This is a genomic window from Lachnospira multipara LB2003 (assembly GCF_000702205.1).
GTDB classification, from domain to species: Bacteria; Bacillota; Clostridia; order Lachnospirales; family Lachnospiraceae; genus Lachnospira; species Lachnospira multipara_A.
Map to the genome: position 1 here is coordinate 56,861 of NZ_JNKW01000005.1, position 17,358 is coordinate 74,218.

Here is a 17,358-nt window from a genome sequence, read left to right on the forward strand (position 1 = left end):
ATATGTATGAAAAAAAGAAAAATATTACTATTACTCGCATTGGTTATTCTATTAACCTTAAGCAAATATAAAACTATAAAAGCTGGGAATATTCTTACAACTACGGCAACAACCAGTGATGAGAGAAACATACATATATCAGGAACAACTGACCCCTCTATCTATGCTGTAATACTAGGCATATATTCCATGGATCTAGAATTCTTTATTTTAACGCATAACCCAAATGTAACAGAGGAAGAAATCCAACAATACATACAATCTCATCCAAACCTACAGCTTTATACATTAATGGATATTCGTTCTATAGAGGTTACCAACGGAACTTTTGATACTACAATAGACCTAGGCCCAAATCAAAATATAGATATAAAAAATTATAAGTCTCTCCTATATGTATATGCTTCAGATTATGACGGTGGTAATAAACTTGAAACAATTGTACAATACATTAATAACACCCCAACTAATCAAGTAACTGAGTCAGAAAAATCTACTGAAGAAACAGCTAATACAACAAACGAGCCAACTACAACAATCGAAGGAAGCAATGAATCAGAGGTCATTACAGAAATTGAAAGTACAAGAAAAGCTGATTTAGCAGGAGATGCTGATAATATTGATAATAATATTGATAATAATAATGTTAACACCAGTGACTCATCTAGACCTTTTATTTATTCCTTATTACTAGTTATGTCAATTACATTAATTTTTAATCTAAGAAAAAATAAAGACTTATTATAAATAAAAAGAAGCAGATATTCTAAACTGATATGTACCCTATTAAGTAAACAAGGTAAATAACCAAATCTACTTAAGGGGAATCATATCACAAAAAATACTGCTTCTTTTTTATATATTTTTTATAATCTGCACTAACTACAAATTATAAATATTTCTTAAGAGTTTCTACCTTATCAAGATGCTCCCATGGTAAATCTACATCTGTTCTACCAAAATGGCCATAAGCTGCTGTCTGCTTATAAATTGGTCTTCTAAGGTCTAACATCTTTATAATACCATTTGGTCTTAAATCGAAGTTTTCTCTTACAATTTCAACTAACTTCTCTTCTGATAGCTTACCTGTTCCAAATGTATCTACTCTAACTGATGTTGGAGTTGCAACACCAATAGCATATGATAACTGGATTTCACATCTATCTGCAAGGCCTGCTGCAACAATGTTCTTAGCAACATATCTTGCTGCATAAGCTGCTGAACGGTCTACCTTAGTACAATCCTTACCAGAGAAAGCTCCACCGCCGTGTCTTGCAGCTCCACCGTAAGTATCTACAATAATCTTACGTCCTGTAAGACCTGAATCACCATTAGGACCACCGATTACGAAACGGCCTGTTGGGTTAATATAAATCTTAGTATTCTCATCAATCATGTTCTGATCTACGATAGCATCAATTACATACTTCTTAATATCAGCATGAATCTGTTCCTGTGTTACATCTGCAGCATGCTGGCTTGAAACTACGATAGCATCAAGTCTTACTGGCTTGTCGTTCTCATCATATTCTACTGTAACCTGAGTCTTACCATCTGGTCTTAAATAGCTAAGTGTTCCATCCTTACGAACCTTAGTTAACTGAAGAGAAAGCTTCTGTGCTAAATTAGCTGAGTATGGCATAAATTCAGGTGTTTCATTAGTTGCATAACCAAACATCATACCCTGATCGCCAGCACCTGTTTCTAAGTCATCCTTACCATCTCTTGTTTCAATAGCATTATCTACACCCATTGCAATATCAGCTGACTGCTTATCAAGAGCAACCATAACTGCACATGTGTTACCGTCAAATCCCTTATCAGATGAATCATATCCAATATCTGTAACAGTCTTACGTACAATTGCTGGGATATCAATATTAGCCTTAGTTGTAACCTCACCCATAACCATTACAAAACCTGTATTAGTTAATGTTTCACAAGCTACTCTTGAATATGGATCCTGTTCAAATAAAGCATCTAAAACTGCATCTGAAACCTGATCACAGATTTTATCTGGATGTCCTTCTGTTACTGATTCTGATGTAAATAATCTTTTTTCCATTATTGTATAATCTCCTTTCATACTAAAAAAACGTGCTTCTTGAATATCTTTTATATCTTAATAAGAGATCTCACATAAAAAAAAGGCCCTCAAAAAGGACCCGAAATACAAATTCAGACTCCTCTTATTGTTCGAAATTATCTCGCTCAGGTTGGCACCTTCCTCTAATCTATGTTAGAGGGGTTGCCGGGCTTCATCGGTCCTATGTACCTCCACCACTCTTAATAAGGGATATAATCAATATTCACTTAATATTGCAAATTACCATCTGCTATACTTGAATCATATAATATATGTATACATTAGTCAAGTTAATATACTAAACTATATATAAAAACCCCAGAGTAGGTTTCCCTACCCTGGGTAAAAAAATGAAGAAGGAAGTTATAAAGCTAATTAATAATTGCTGTTATCTCAATTTCCGGATGCTTAACCATATCTACTAACTCATCACCAATCATAACAATTGGCCTTGATAAAGCATTCTCGTTAATAATAACAACCCTACCAACTCTTCCATCTGATAATCTAATATCATTATTTATGTAAGAAGAAACAATATTTTTTAAAAAAGAAAGTGCAATAGCTGGATCGTACTTTGAGAAAGTGTCAGCATGCATCATCTCAACAACCTGGAAAGGACATATAGCCTTTCTATAGACCCTGTTAGCTGTCATAGCATCATAAACATCTGCAACCGCCATAACCCTAGCTACATATGGAATTTTATTACCCACAAGTCCAAAAGGGTAACCTGTTCCATCATATCTTTCATGATGAAGTAAACACGCTTCTTTAGCCTCTTGTATAATATTCTGATCTCGTAAAATCTCATAGCCAAGATTTACATGCTTCTTCATTATGGAATACTCATTATCTGTTAATTTACCTGGTTTTGTTAATATTTCCTTAGGAATCTTAACCTTACCAATATCATGAAGCATACCAGCAACAAAAAGATTTTTTTCATCTTCATCTTTAATGCCTAACCATCGCCCTAATACAGAAGCAATTAAAGCTACATTTAAGCTATGGACATATGTTAGATCATCATATTTGCGCATACTATGAATCATATCTAATAATCTAAAACTATTGCTATTGCTGCTACTATTTATAATATCCATCGGACTATTAAGTATTTTATTAGTATCAATCTCTTTATGATCTTCAACGATGCTTTTAAATTCTTCCTTAAGAACGTCTACTGATTTTTCAAATTTTTCCTCAAAAACTTTAAAATCTTCAGATTGTCTAATCTTGTCAAAATACTGAATACTCTCTTCAGACTCTTCTACTTTTGGAACGTCTGAATTAGTTGATGCATTCTCATCATAAATTTTTATCTCAAGAACCTGATGGCTTGAAATGTCTGAAATAGATTTCCAATCCAATACAGTATCCTTTTTTACCAGGAGATTTCCTTCCTGTGAAAAAACATCGGCCGATAATTTCATGCCAGCTTTAGCATCAAAAATAAATATTACGGCTTCTTCCATACAATTCTCCTTATCGTCCGCCAGACTATAGTAATATTATATAATTTACATTATCCTTAGTCAACAAACAATTTAAAATTTTAAAACACTAAAAAAAGAACCTCTCAGCAGCTATTGTATAACGCTCTCCACGTCCTACGTTCTCCTTGAGGTTCTTTAATAACAAATTGTATTATTTATCCACGTAATCCATTTATGACACTTAATTCATCCACAATTACGCTATCAAATTCCATATTACTGTCTATAACTCTAACATCATTTATTGTATTATTAGTTTCTGTTTGAGTTGTAGCAACCTTACTTAAATTATTAATTTTAATAGCCACAAACATCATGCATAAACCAAATAACACAATAAATAAATCAATCTTTATTCTCTGTAATAAATTTATCGGACGATTCCCTTATAACTTAACCCCTTATATGGAATTTTTTATTGTCTTAGGTATATATCTAATTTCAGAAACTGTGTAAACCGTTATAAAAGCCTTAGGATCTGTTTCTTCAATAAAACACATAAGTTTTTGGTATTCCATCTTAGAAACAATACATATAATCTCATTTCTTCTTTTTAAATCATAAGCCCCAATTGCTTCATAGATTGTTGCGCCACTCTTTAAATCGTTCAAAATGAAATCTCTTATCTGTTCTTCTTTTTCAGAAATAATGCACACTCTACGTTTAATATTCTGACCAAAAATAAAATGATCAAGAACAAGACCGTTAAGGTAAGTACCAAATAGTGATAAAATAACAGACTTTGTATCATAGAAAAATATTGTCGAACAAGCTATAACAATGCCGGCAAGACTCATAGCCTTACCTAATTCAATCTTTAAGTATTTATTAAGCACCTTTGCAACAATATCCATTCCACCTGAACTTGCATTGTCATTAAAAAGCATTGCACAGCCAAAACTTCCAATGCATATATAAATCACAACATCAAGTAATGCATCATTAGTAAATGATACATTGTCTGGATGAATATGCTCAAATAAAGCAAGGAATAAAGGCAACATAAGAGATGTGTAAATTGTCTTAAATCCAAACTCTGAACCAAATAATGCAAAGCCAACAATTAACAATATAAAATTCATAATAAAAGCCAATTGTGACACTGAAAGTGGCAATACATTATTAAGAAGTATTGCAAGGGCTGATACACTTGAAATAGCTGCCTTAGATGGCTCCATAAAAAAATACACACCAAAGGCAATAATAAATGTGGCAAAGCCCATATAGATTAAATCTTTAATACATTCACCAACAGATGAATATGTCTTATTAAGCTTAAGTTTACTTAGAAGATTCATTTTTAGCTCCTTTGTAATTTTTAGGATTTCTATAATTTTTTCTATTGTTATTATTTCTATTATTATTCTTATTACCGTTATTATGTCTGTTAAACCTGTCGTGTCTTCCTCTGTTAAACCTTCTAGGCTTGTTTGACTTAGATGCTTTAATACTTCTATCTAGGTCAATTGACCAGTCAGTTTTATATTCAGGTATTTCCTTATTTATTAATTTTTCAATTGCAATAAGTAAATGTAATTCATCTTCACAACAAAGTGTATATGCAATTCCTGACTTACCAGCACGTCCAGTTCTTCCAATTCTATGTACATAATTATCTGATTCTTCTGGTAAATCATAATTAAATACATAATTTAATTTAGGAATATCAAGGCCTCTAGCTGCCACATCAGTTGCAACTAAAATCTGCATCTGACCCGCTCTAAATCTATCAAGCGCATCCTTTCTTTGACCTTGAGTCTTATCACCATGTATTGCCACTGAATTAAGGCCAGCCTTTACAAGGCAAGAATTCAATCTGTCTGCACCCTTTTTAGTTCTAGTAAATACAATGGCATTTTTTCTATCCTTTTTAGGGAGGGCAAGGTTTTCCTCAGTTTGAATTTCCTCCTTTAAAAAATGAATAAGTATCTTATCCTTATATTCGCCTTTTGTATAAATTAGACGCTGTTCCACTGTAGATGCTGTGTCATTTTTTGCTGCAATCTGTATTCTAACAGGATCCTTTAGTAACTGTCCTGCTAAATCCTCCACAGATTTATCCATAGTTGCAGAGAACATAATCATCTGTCTCCATTCAGGAAGCAATGTATTAATCTTCTTAACATCAGGAACAAAGCCCATATCAAGCATTCTATCAGCTTCATCTAATACAAAGAAATCCACTGATTTAAAATCAATAAATCCCTCATCATATAAATCTAATAGTCTTCCCGGTGTTGCAACTATAATGTCAGCGCCCCTTTTAATCTGAGCAATTTGGTTGCCTTTTTTAGCGCCACCATATAGACATACTGTTCGTAAATCCATATAACGACCGTATTTTTTAAAATTTTCAAAAGTCTGAATTGCTAGTTCTCGTGTCGGTGTAAGAATAAGTGCCCTTACTCTTGCTCTCTTTCTAAACTCTATAGCATTTAAAATAGGTAAGGCAAAAGCTGCAGTCTTACCTGTACCAGTCTGCGCTAAACCAATTACGTCCTTGCCTTCCATAATTACAGGAATTGCTTTTTCCTGAATTGGTGTAGCCTCTTCATAACCAGCTCTTCGAATCGCGTTTAAAATATCTTTCTTAATTCCAAATTCTTTAAATTTCAATATGTTTCTCTCTTTCCAAAAAAAAGACTGATCAAAAGCACATCGCCCGATCAGTCGTAGGTCTTTATGTTTCTTAGTACTTTATTCACAAAAATAGCTACATTATTATACAGTACTTTCCCACAAAATACAAAACATATATTAATTTTTTCCTAAACATTTTATAAACTTTCCAAAAGCCTTGTTACACCTAACTCAATATCATCCCAAGTTGTATTAAAATCACCTGTATACCATGGATCAGCCACTCCTCTTTTAAGGCCTGCATACTCCATCATAAGATGAATCTTATTCTCAGGATCACTTTTCCAAAGCCTCCTCATATTTCTAATATTGTTCTCATCCATTGCTATTAATAAATCGAAATTATCATAGTCTTCTAATACAATCTGGCGTGCTCTCTTTCCAGCACAATCTATTCCATGTGCTCTTAAAACATCCCTTGCTGGTGGATATACCGGATTTCCCACGCCTCTCCAAATCTCTTCAGAAGAAGTCGCAGCCGATTCCACATAAAACTCCCCTTCACGTCCCATTTTCTTAATTTTATCTTTCATAATAAATTCTGCCATTGGCGAACGACAAATGTTGCCGTGGCAGATGAAAAGTATTTTTATCATTGTCTTAAATTCCTTATAAATGCTGTATTTACGGGCTTTCCCGATGTTTTTAACAATGTATCATCTCTTCTATTTGTTAACTATTTTTATCATATTCTGTTGCGTATTTAAAGCGATACATTCCTTTTCCTTTTCCTGTGACAGGCACTATCGTCTCTGTCTCCTTAAGCTTTGTAATAAGATTTCTGGCTGTTCGCTCGGAACATTCAAGTATTTTTTTGATATAAGCAGAACTAAACACTTGATTGACCTCCAAGTTATCGTACACCCTTTTCATATTATCAATTGTTGGCTCATTATAGTTTTTATTTGTACAAGCTTGTAAAAAAGCATCTCTAAAAAGTTTAATCGGCAAGTTTTGTTCTTCAACATTGCCGTTTTGAACTGAATCGGCAACTTTTAAGTCTTCAATCGGCAACTTTTGATAAGACGAACTCATAATTGTCGTCTTGAGAATAAACGTATTGTTATCAAACACAGGATCTGGAAGTCCAATTGCTTCCAACTCCTTACACATACGATCAACGCCCTCTCCAACTTACTTATCTTCCGTATTCTTAAAAAGATACTTCCCTTTGCCTTTTCCCTTCATTGGATAAATTAAATCCAATTCAAGCATTCTTTTTAACAAAGCAGATGAAGGAGATGCTGTTAATCCTAGAATATTTTGCACATCTGTTCTTCCAAAGAACCGGTCATATCCAAATTCACAAAACAAATCTCGAATGTGCTGTTTTGTCTTTGAGCTTAGCTCATTCGGTATTTCAATATCCTGTTTTATCTCCTGAATGTCCTGTTTCGAGTCTCCAATATCCTGTTTTATTCCCTGAATGTCCTGTTTTGCATCTTTCCATCTAACATGAAGATATCTATTTTTCAGTTCATTTGTTTCTCCTAGCAAAAGATTTCTTAAAAACAATTCCAAATACTCTGTTGTTTCCCGAATATTTTTCGTATAATCGTTATAATTTGCTCTAACCAAAGCATTTCTAAAATACCAGGAATTCTTTGCAAACAAATCATTAGTTACATCAAATCCTAAGGACCTCAAATATTTAATGAGAAATACTGCTGTCGTTCTCGTATTCCCCTCACCAAATGCATGAATTTGCCATAGATTCGAAACAAACTCTGCCAGATGAGGAATCAGCTCTGCCACAGCAGAAAATGCATACTTGTACTCTCTTTCCTTTTGCATATCGTATTCTAGCATTTCCCTGAGTTCAAGAGCATTTCCATAATTCACCGAAGCACCATCTAACACCCATTCTCGCTTTGATATGTTGTAATCTCGAATTTTCCCGGCATGAGAAAATACTCCTTCAAAAATTCTTCTATGAATTCCAATATACTGAGGAACCGAAAATGTAAATGCATTTTCAGATAGAATCGCTGCGATTCTACCCGCGACAATATCTGCTTCTCTGTCTCTATCACTGCTTTCTTTTCTATCTGTCGATGCAATATAATAACTCTCAATCAGTTTATTAGCCTCAGGCAAAGAGATATTTCCTTCAATATTATCTTTCGCAACTTTTTTAAGATAATCAGATGTTTTTAAACCATCAACTGCTTGGAGTCCCATGGCAGTATACCATGCATAACCCAAATCTTTTTTTGATGGCTCTGATTGTTTTATATATTCTTCAAATGGGTCATTTTTTATATCATCCACCATATTTCTCCTCCTGATTTATTCTATACGTCGTTTTCTTTCTTCATTTTTCGAACCTTTCTAGGATCTTCTGGTTTTTCCGCATTGTCCGGGATAAGCCATATCCCCTTATTAATAGCACCTTCAACGCGACCTTCTTTACATAGAATCTGTACTCTACGCGCGGTTATTCCCCAAATCTTTGCAATTTCTGAAGTTGTTAAATATTCCATAGATTTCTCCTATTAGATTAAGTTAAAATCCAACAATTCTATTATATTCGTAGCAGCGAACATTTACAAGAAAAAGGAAAGGAATATGGCGCATTTGCCACATTCCTTTCCTTTATCATTTTACTACAACTACTTCTCTTTTATATGCCGGCGAATACTCCTCATCCCACTCTTCCAAGAAATCATCATTATCAGAGATTTTATCAATCAAATCATATCCTCTCTGAATTGTTATTTCCTCAGAAAACGGAACTGTATCCTTCTCAAAAGATATCTCACGACCACCCACTTCGAAAATAATTGCTCTCGTAAGCCAAACCTCATATGCAGGTTCACCGTTAATCGCCATAGTCTGCTGTTCGTTAACCATCTTTACCGAAGTAATCTCTTCTCCTACAGGTGTAGATATCATTTCAACATTCTTGAATGCTGACTTTATCATTGAATCCGCTGTAACTGATAATTTAGCTACTGCCATATCATCTATTGCGCCGAAATAATCGACTGCCTCCTGCACATTGGTAAATGCATACACTTCATCACCAATATACAATCCAACTATCTGTGTCACGCTATTGGTATACTCAAAAGCATCGCACTTATACTTAACAAACGACTTTCCAATCCAACTCTGTATTAAATTGGAATCAAATCTCATATCTATAGTTTTCATGGCACATTATCCTTTCATCTTTTTTTTAAAAATCCGCGAAAAAATCATCCATGACCCTTTATGAGATTCGAATCATTTGTTCATAGATTAAAATCTCTTTATCGAATATATTTCTATTATCGTGGTAGTGTCCAAAGAACCACTTTTTATAGTTCACATTGTTTTTTATAAACTCCAAATAATCCGTCTCTCTATCCGGCTTATACATAGTGCCTCCCAATAGCACCTGCGTACTACTAGAACAACAATGTGTAATAATAAAATCCACAGTATAATCATGCTTTCGCAAGTTGTTTCTGCCTTCTTCCATCTCTTCTTCATTCGCAAGTTCCTGTTCCCACCAAGAGAGATGGTTGATACGATAAAGTTCATATTCTTTATCGAGTCTTTTCTTCTTTAGCTTAAAGTCCGGGTCATCGGTTTCAAGAATTCCACCCGTTACATCATGACTGCTTGCACCACCAAAAGTAAAAATCTTCTTTTCATCTATTTCAAAAACTTGACCACGCATTAAATGCAGCACATGTGGTCTGAGTTCATGAACCTTGCCTCCATGCCACTCCTTAACAGGATAACTATTCAATCTATCAAAGTTTTCATGATTGCCATCGACAAACAAAAGCGTGTATGAACGTTCTTCAAACCAGTCAAGCCAATGCTTCTCATTTTTGCTCTCCTGCCCCACATTCCAAACTCCACCAAAATCACCACAGATAATCACATAATCATCCTTAGTCATTTCCATTTGTTCAGGAAAATTATCCATATTAAATCTACGTTTAAAGTCAGCATGCGTATCTCCAGTAATATAAATCATAGTAATTCCTCCGTAATATTATTCTATCCTAATATGCTTATGCTTTTCCATCTCCATTTAGGGTGATTTTTCAGATTTTACAACATCAATTATTATTTTGACAATTTGTGACCACATGCCCACTTTTTATCAAATATTTAGTTCAGTTCATATATCGACCGAGATGGTCATTTTAAACACGTTGTTGTTACGGTACACGACTCATTTCATTGCATAATTCTCCACGCTCATAATAAAAAGCAACCACTTTTCATAAATTACTGCTAACGAAAAGTGGTTGTTTATTCTTATTTTACAAATTATTCTTCATAATTTCCAAGTAATTCTCTGGAAAACCAATCAACTCCAAATCAATATCATTTCTGTAGTCATATATCACTTTTTACAGTGTCTGCAACGTAAAAAAGCTGAGCACAAGTCTCAGCTTGGTCCCCAATGCCAAAAAGACTTTGGGCAACTCTGTTACATATAATATATTCAAAAAAAAGAAAAATTGCAATAGATTATATTGTTTTCATCTTTTCCTTATCCAAAACACACCATTATTCATTTTAATAAATCCAAATATCCTCTTCTGTAATTGACTCCAACATGCGAAGCACAGTGACTCCATCTTGCTCTACTTTTATGAGTTCATCAACAGTCTCCACTTCCGTTGTCTCCTGATAAAACTCACAGAATGAAATCACATCTTTACCGTCAATCACTCCATACGTTATAGAATACTTTTTTCCATTGAACTTAAATTCAATCTCACGTCCCTCAGAAACATATTCTCTTAACTGATCTAAATTCATTTGTTTTACCTCCGTATCTGAACTATCTCTATGCATCTTTACATTATCGTAATAGATTATCTTATGCTGATGCGGAACATTAGGATGCATCTTAGGGTATCCTCAAATATTTCCCATTGAGTGTTAGTTGAGGTAGCGCCCAAGGGGATTTTTTATTCGTCTACCCATTCCATTTCCTTTTCACATTCCCAGAAAGTTCTTCCATCAAATAATGGTTCTTTTAAAAACGCATCTAAACTTGCAGAACAATCCAATCCTTTTACACTCCATAAAACGGATGCTGTGGGTTCCCACTGCTGCAGCTCGAAATAATACGTTCCATCATCAAGATTATATCCTTGCGAAAAATACTTTTTTCCATGATAGGTATAAATCACTTCTTCACCACCCCAGAGTTTATCTACGAATTCATCAATATTTCCATTAATCATAATTCTGCTCCTTTAAAAAACTGCTTATAATATTTCCATCCCTTTCAATCAGCAATGCAATAATTAGTCTTTATAAACTATCTACATAATCCTTAGCTTCCACAAGACTTACACCTGTAAATTCTCTTACCATTTTAATTGCTTCCACAACTCTACCTGCTCTTTTAAGATTAAGGACCTGTGAATAAGCACTACTATTTAATCTAATTTTACCACTATTCGAATTAATACCAGACTGACCGATGGGCTTATTAAGAGCAACTGGTGAGCTATTTATATTATGCTTTCCAACTTCGCTTTTAGCTTCGTTATTAAAAAAATTGTTATAAACAAAAACAATAATAGCCAATACAACTAAACCGATTAATATATATATCACTTCTCACACCTCACTTTTTTCTACTTCTTTTTCATTCTAACATAGGCAAAATAAAAATTAAAATCCAGCCAAGAAATTTGACTGGATTTTAAAGAACTCTATATATAAAATTTATTTTTTCTTACCAACTGCTGCCAGATAAATTACAAATTCATCTTCACCATCAAGATCAAGCAATGCATCCACCCTATCCTGATCATAGATACCAATTGCACAAGTTCCTGCATCTATAGATTCACTTGCAATATATAGATTTTGACATATATGTCCAACATCAATAAGAATCTTTTTATGGGTCATTATATTAAACTTATACTCTCCACGATATGGAACTGCTGACCATGCAAAAAGTACTGCTGCACCATTGGCAAAACCTGGAAGGTAAGGCTGTTTAGAATCTAGCATAAAACTCTCAATAACTTCCTGCATCTTATCAATACTCTTTATAAAAGCAAGTTCATTATCTAAAGGACGATATCTATAAATACCCTGCTCTAAACCCTTAACATTTCTTACAATAATATAAGTCTCAATAGGATAACACGCCCCACCTGATGGCACCGCTCTTTTTTTATTGCCCTTAGAGTCAATATCAGTAACGCCAAAACTTGCCCATAAAAGGTATGAAAGTTCTTCAAAACTAATAGCTTCATCCGAATAATTTCTCACGCTTCTTCTAGATTTAATATTATCAAACGTATCATTACACTTTACAATATCCTTAGATGGACTTGCTAACTTTATAAGCCTTTCACCATCTTTTACCTGCTTTTGTGCTGCCGGCTTTTCTAAGCCAAGAACCGCATCAGTCTTAATTCCAGCCATATCACTAAAATATGTCTTTAGGAATCGTCTGTTTTCTTTAATCGTAGCCATAAAAATAGCCTCCTTATTTATTAACAGCTTTAGCGTAATCCTCCTCTGTTACTGCTTCGCACCATTCATTGCTTGTCTCCTCACCCTCTACTTCAATTGCAAGGTGTGAGAACCATGAATCAGCCGCTGCTCCATGCCAATGCTTAACCTCTGCTGGAATATTTATAATAGTTCCAGGAGTCATTTCAACAGCATCTTTTCCCCATTCTTGATAGAAACCTCTACCTCCAACGCAGATAAGCATCTGTCCACCACCAGATTTTGCATGATGAATATGCCAATGATTTCTACATCCTGGTTCAAAAGTTACATTAAACATAGGAACCTGCTTATCTGAAACTTGAGCAAGATAACTCTGTCCGTCAAAAAATTTTCCATAAGGATTAGGCTCTCCAACTGGGAAGAAGATTGATTTTTCATAAGACTCTTTAGTTTGCACCAAATTCTCTTCTGTCTCCCCGTTAACTTCCTTAGCCAAGCTTTCTACATCCTCGCCATAAACTTCCTTAGCCAAATTAAACACAGCCCATGCCTTTGGCCAACCAGCATAGAAAGCTACATGTGTTATGATTGCTGCCATTTCTTTTTGAGATACACCATGCTTTTGGGCATTATCAATATGATACTTAAGACTGCTATCAGTAATACCCTGAGCCATAAGCGACACAACTGTAATTATGCATCTCGTTTTTACATCAATATCCTGATTGTTCCAATTTTCACCAAATAGCACATCATCATTAAAATGTGCAAACTCCGGCGCAAATTCCCCAAGCTGATTTCTTCCTGCTGTTTGTACAATTTTCTCTGTCATTAGTTTTTCCTCCTTATTCTATTCCTAATCCGTCTATCTAACTTCAATCTACACTAAAAATACGACTAAAGACTCAATTACATCTAACAGATACAATATACACCTTCGAGTTAACTCCAAGTCAACAGCTAATTTAAATCAAATAAAATATTTACCCTACTCAATAATTCTTCCATCACAAGATATTGTTACTACTTGCCATGGAATAAACTTACCACTATTTTTTAGAGCTGTAATAGCTGCTGCCTGCAAGCCTCCGCAACATGGCACCTCCATACGCACAATTGTGACGCTTTTTACTGAATTATTGGCAATAATAGAAGTAAGCTTTGTAGAATAATCAATGTCATCAAGCTTAGGACAAGCAATAATTGTAACTTTGCCCTTCATAAAATCCTCATGCATGTTGGCATATGCATATGCTGTACAATCAGCAGCAATCAATAAATGCGCATCATCAAAGAAAGGTGCCATTTCAGGAACCAATTTAATTTGACATGGCCACTGATTAAGTCTTGATGGATGCAAGTCATTTTTTAATACTAACTTGTTAGCTTCCAAATTAACATCTCTATTAAATGTTCTCATTCTAGAACCAGGACATCCACTAGATTGGCCAACATTTATCCTGTTACTGTCATTTGTCAGCTTCTTTTTCTTACTTTCCATAACTGCTGCTTCATCATAAGCTGGCGCATCCCTGTGTTCAAAACTTATAGCATTAGTTGGACAGCTAGGAAGACAGTCCCCAAGTCCATCGCAAAAATGCTCACGTACAAGCTTAGCCTTACCATCAATAATTTCTATAGCACCTTCATGACAAGCGCTTGCACATAAACCACAACCGTTACATAACTCTTCATCAATATGAATAATCTGTCTAAGCATTTTTATACCTCTCATTCTATTTCTTATATATAAATGTAAAGCAGGCATTTTAAATTCGCTTTGCAACTTAGCCTTAGCTTTACCGATCGTGAGAATTATAATATACTAAGAAAAAAGAATACGTGGTTATAACCACCAACGAGGTTTAAATATGGATAAAATAGAATTAATGAATAATCCTCTATTTAATAATCTTACTGATACGGATTTCAAAAAGGCAATGACAATTCTAAATCCCACAAGTAAAAAATACCACAAAGGTACAATAATCCTTAGAGCCGGCGAAACAACAACTAGACTAGGCATTGTTCTATCAGGTAGCGTTAATATTGAAAGTAATGATATCTGGGGAAACCGAAGTATTCTAAATCACATTAATAAAGGACAACTTTTTGCAGAAGTTTATGCCCTTCTAAACCCTGAAATTATGCTTGTTGATGTCATCGCCAATACTGATTGCGAAATACTTTTCCTTGATATTTCAAAATTACTATCCATAACAGGCACTACTAATAGTAACTTTAATAAGCAAATAACTAATACTCTTCTTAACAATTTACTTACCATAACCGCAAGAAAAAATTTACAATTATCAAAACGCAGCTTTCATACAGCTAAAAAAACAATACGTTCTAGAGTTATGTCCTATTTAAACTCAGTTTCATTACAGGCAGGAACTAACGATTTTTCCATACCATATAATCGCCAACAACTAGCCGATTATTTAAATTTAGAGCGAACTGCCCTATCTAAAGAATTAGGAAAAATGAAGAAGGACAGACTAATAAGCTTTCATAAAAACCATTTTAAAATTCTAGATACATAAAAAGTGTGGATGTAACCCATCCACACTTTTACTTTATTTAATGTCTAATTTATTCAATTGTAAACTGATTAAGTAATCCATTAATAGAATCTGCCGATTGAGAAACAGAGTTTGCTGAATCCTCAACATGACTGCTTCTATCTGCAATATCGTTAGCAGAAACAACTAAATTTTCTACCGTTGCAACAACTTCTTCTGAACTTGCTGACTGCTCCTGTGAAATTGCAGCTACATTAGAAGCAATATCATTAACATCATTCATCAAGCCAATCATAGATTGCATGATTCCTGCAGCACTATCAAGTTCCTTAATAATAACAGAGAAGCTATCTCCTGCCTTTTTAACAGCCTCGCTACTCTCTCCAATAGCCTCCATATTGTTTTGAGATTTATCAGTAAGTTTAGCAATCTCATCTGTAATTTCATGAATAATATTAGCAATATCCTTAGCTGCATCCTGACTGTTAGAAGCTAGATTTCCAATTTCTCCAGCAACAACAGCAAATCCCTTACCTGCTTCACCTGCTCTTGCAGCTTCAATACTTGCATTAAGTGATAAGAGGTTAGTCTGTTCTGAAATAGAATCAATCATTCTAACAATCTCGTTAATCTTATCTGCAGATGTCCTTACTACATTAACAACATCATTCATTTCACCCATTGATTCAGTAATACGATCCATGTTCTGTTCAACATTAATCATATCCTTTTTGCCGACATCAGCCTGCTTTACAAGATTTAACATTACCTGGTTAGTTTCATTACCATTCTCTGTTAAATCTGAGATTGACTGTGCAAGGTCTGTTGCATTTTGTGCAAGCTCTGTAACAGCTCTTGAAATTCCATCCATTGCCTCTTCAATCTGTTCCATTGAAACTGACTGATCCTTAGCTTCCTTTGCCATAAAGTTAGAAGCTTCCTTAGATGTGTCTGACTCTCTTTGTAATTGGTCAGCTCTCTCCATAATTTCACTAATGGTTTCTTTCATCTTGTCTACATAATTAGACATTTCAATACTGATAAGTCCAATTTCATCACCACTGCTTGCTGGCATAGTAGTTGTAAAATCACCATTAGAAATATTTAAAATACTATCTGTAAGGCTGCCAACAGGTTTTGTAATAATTCTGTTAATAGCAACAAGAATAACCGCTGTTACAATTACAAGTACAACCAACATAATAATAATTGCAACAATTCTAAAGTGGACAGATTTTGCAAGAACATCCTTTTCTGCCACAACTGATACAAGAACCCATGTAGTACCCGGTATATCATACTTAGATACATAATTCTTAGTACCATTATCCATCTTTAAATCAATTACTTCTGTCTCTGATGTATTATAAGCATACTGTACAAGTTCATTAAGATATTTACTATTAGCACTTGAAATTAACGTACCATTTAAACTTGAATCACTATACGAAATAAATTGTGTTTCTGAAATAACAGCTGATCTACCTGTAGACATAGGAGTTAGACCAGAAACCTCTTCATTTAAATCATTTAAAAATACATCCATAGCCATTACAGCTTTAGTACCATCATACAAATCTACTCTTCTAGCAAATGTAACACATAAAACCTTCGTAGCTGCATCAACATATGCATCTGTTATTTTAAAAGTATCATTTTGCATGCCAAATTTATACCAATCTCTTTGGGTAGGTCTCCATGAAGCCTCCTGAATTGTACCATTAGCAAACATATAACTGTCATCTTCAAAGCCAAGATAAATACCAGTATTCTCAATCGGCTGATAATTTACAGAAGGAGTTATATATTCCAATATAGCATCATGGTTTTCAAACTCTACATTCTCTAAGGTATCTGCATACATACCAAATTTTGATGTCAGCATTTGAAATGGTGAACCTAATTTACTTGCATTTTTTTCTGTTTCAGCCTGTAAATCCATCTTAGATAATTCCATCATAGAAGATGAAGCCTGTTGATTAAGGAAAAAAATGATTACTATAATTCCAATTGCTATAACAGGTAAAATAGCAATTAACAAGGTAGTACTAATACTCCTTTTGACTTTTGGCTTAGCCGTTCCATCCATTAAAGCGTTTTTCTCGTTCATAGATAATATCTCCTATCTTTTGCATACTTATTCAGTTTTTCACGTCTGTTACTTAGTATT

At 34.2% G+C, this 17,358-nt stretch carries 20 protein-coding genes and 1 riboswitch; of the genes, 2 read left to right on the plus strand and 18 right to left on the minus strand.

Going from position 1 to position 17,358, the window contains the following annotated elements; all coding sequences use genetic code 11:
• Window positions 1-6 precede the first annotated feature (6 nt).
• Window positions 7-747 carry a hypothetical protein gene (locus tag T537_RS0104195; RefSeq protein WP_031556492.1) on the plus strand — a complete coding sequence of 247 codons (741 nt, stop codon included), beginning with the start codon at window positions 7-9 and terminating at the stop codon, window positions 745-747.
• Between the two features lie 142 nt (window positions 748-889).
• On the opposite strand, the gene metK is transcribed toward T537_RS0104195, so the two are convergent.
• The 17 genes from metK to T537_RS0104280 all read right to left on the minus strand — a co-directional run bounded on the left by metK (window position 890) and on the right by T537_RS0104280 (window position 14,383).
• Entirely contained in the window at window positions 890-2,065 is a 1,176-nt protein-coding gene (gene metK / locus T537_RS0104200) for a methionine adenosyltransferase (protein ID WP_031556493.1), read from the minus strand.
• A 121-nt stretch (window positions 2,066-2,186) separates the two neighbouring features.
• A riboswitch (SAM riboswitch) is annotated at window positions 2,187-2,296 on the minus strand.
• A 161-nt stretch (window positions 2,297-2,457) separates the two neighbouring features.
• Window positions 2,458-3,564, minus strand: coding sequence for an HD-GYP domain-containing protein (locus T537_RS0104205; RefSeq protein ID WP_031556494.1), 1,107 nt, complete (start codon window positions 3,562-3,564; stop codon window positions 2,458-2,460).
• A 176-nt stretch (window positions 3,565-3,740) separates the two neighbouring features.
• On the minus strand, window positions 3,741-3,893 hold the full coding sequence (locus T537_RS12830) for a hypothetical protein (protein WP_155895228.1): 153 nt from the start codon (window positions 3,891-3,893) through the stop codon (window positions 3,741-3,743).
• Between the two features lie 93 nt (window positions 3,894-3,986).
• Window positions 3,987-4,883 (minus strand): YitT family protein, encoded by an 897-nt coding sequence (locus tag T537_RS0104215; RefSeq protein WP_034244250.1) that lies wholly within the window; start codon window positions 4,881-4,883, stop codon window positions 3,987-3,989.
• Window positions 4,867-6,201, minus strand: coding sequence for a DEAD/DEAH box helicase (locus tag T537_RS0104220; RefSeq protein ID WP_027437976.1), 1,335 nt, complete (start codon window positions 6,199-6,201; stop codon window positions 4,867-4,869). Before T537_RS0104220 ends, T537_RS0104215 begins: the two co-directional genes overlap by 17 nt.
• Before the next feature lie 161 nt (window positions 6,202-6,362).
• Window positions 6,363-6,821, minus strand: a complete 459-nt coding sequence (locus T537_RS0104225; RefSeq protein ID WP_031556498.1) for a low molecular weight protein-tyrosine-phosphatase — start codon at window positions 6,819-6,821, stop codon at window positions 6,363-6,365.
• Between the two features lie 76 nt (window positions 6,822-6,897).
• Entirely contained in the window at window positions 6,898-7,338 is a 441-nt protein-coding gene (locus tag T537_RS0104230; RefSeq protein ID WP_027437974.1) for an HTH domain-containing protein, read from the minus strand.
• A gap of 21 nt (window positions 7,339-7,359) precedes the next feature.
• Window positions 7,360-8,499, minus strand: coding sequence for a Fic family protein (locus tag T537_RS0104235; RefSeq protein WP_242839157.1), 1,140 nt, complete (start codon window positions 8,497-8,499; stop codon window positions 7,360-7,362).
• A gap of 20 nt (window positions 8,500-8,519) precedes the next feature.
• On the minus strand, window positions 8,520-8,708 hold the full coding sequence (locus T537_RS0104240; protein WP_027437972.1) for a MerR family transcriptional regulator: 189 nt from the start codon (window positions 8,706-8,708) through the stop codon (window positions 8,520-8,522).
• 115 nt (window positions 8,709-8,823) lie between these two features.
• Window positions 8,824-9,381, minus strand: coding sequence for a hypothetical protein (locus T537_RS0104245; protein WP_031556501.1), 558 nt, complete (start codon window positions 9,379-9,381; stop codon window positions 8,824-8,826).
• A gap of 58 nt (window positions 9,382-9,439) precedes the next feature.
• Entirely contained in the window at window positions 9,440-10,198 is a 759-nt protein-coding gene (locus tag T537_RS0104250) for a metallophosphoesterase (RefSeq protein WP_027437970.1), read from the minus strand.
• A 551-nt stretch (window positions 10,199-10,749) separates the two neighbouring features.
• A complete protein-coding gene (locus tag T537_RS0104255; protein WP_155895230.1) occupies window positions 10,750-10,995 on the minus strand; it encodes a hypothetical protein in 246 nt (81 codons plus the stop codon).
• Window positions 10,996-11,147: 152 nt separating this feature from the next.
• Complete coding sequence (locus T537_RS0104260) at window positions 11,148-11,426, minus strand: hypothetical protein (protein WP_031556503.1); 279 nt, start codon at window positions 11,424-11,426, stop codon at window positions 11,148-11,150.
• 70 nt (window positions 11,427-11,496) lie between these two features.
• A complete protein-coding gene (locus tag T537_RS0104265) occupies window positions 11,497-11,805 on the minus strand; it encodes a hypothetical protein (RefSeq protein ID WP_031556504.1) in 309 nt (102 codons plus the stop codon).
• 111 nt (window positions 11,806-11,916) lie between these two features.
• Window positions 11,917-12,681: a SagB/ThcOx family dehydrogenase gene (locus T537_RS0104270; RefSeq protein WP_027437967.1), complete on the minus strand. Its 765-nt coding sequence runs from the start codon at window positions 12,679-12,681 to the stop codon at window positions 11,917-11,919.
• 13 nt (window positions 12,682-12,694) lie between these two features.
• Complete coding sequence (locus T537_RS0104275) at window positions 12,695-13,495, minus strand: carboxymuconolactone decarboxylase family protein (RefSeq protein ID WP_031556505.1); 801 nt, start codon at window positions 13,493-13,495, stop codon at window positions 12,695-12,697.
• A gap of 156 nt (window positions 13,496-13,651) precedes the next feature.
• Window positions 13,652-14,383, minus strand: a complete 732-nt coding sequence (locus tag T537_RS0104280; RefSeq protein ID WP_027437965.1) for an ATP-binding protein — start codon at window positions 14,381-14,383, stop codon at window positions 13,652-13,654.
• Between the two features lie 151 nt (window positions 14,384-14,534).
• Between T537_RS0104280 and T537_RS0104285 the strand changes: the two genes are divergently transcribed.
• Window positions 14,535-15,209 (plus strand): Crp/Fnr family transcriptional regulator, encoded by a 675-nt coding sequence (locus tag T537_RS0104285; protein WP_031556506.1) that lies wholly within the window; start codon window positions 14,535-14,537, stop codon window positions 15,207-15,209.
• Between the two features lie 49 nt (window positions 15,210-15,258).
• Here T537_RS0104285 and T537_RS0104290 read toward each other — a convergent pair whose 3' ends face one another.
• The gene (locus T537_RS0104290) at window positions 15,259-17,298 is read right to left on the minus strand and encodes a methyl-accepting chemotaxis protein (protein WP_031556507.1); all 2,040 of its coding nucleotides are present in this window, start codon (window positions 17,296-17,298) and stop codon (window positions 15,259-15,261) included.
• Window positions 17,299-17,358: the final 60 nt, after the last annotated feature.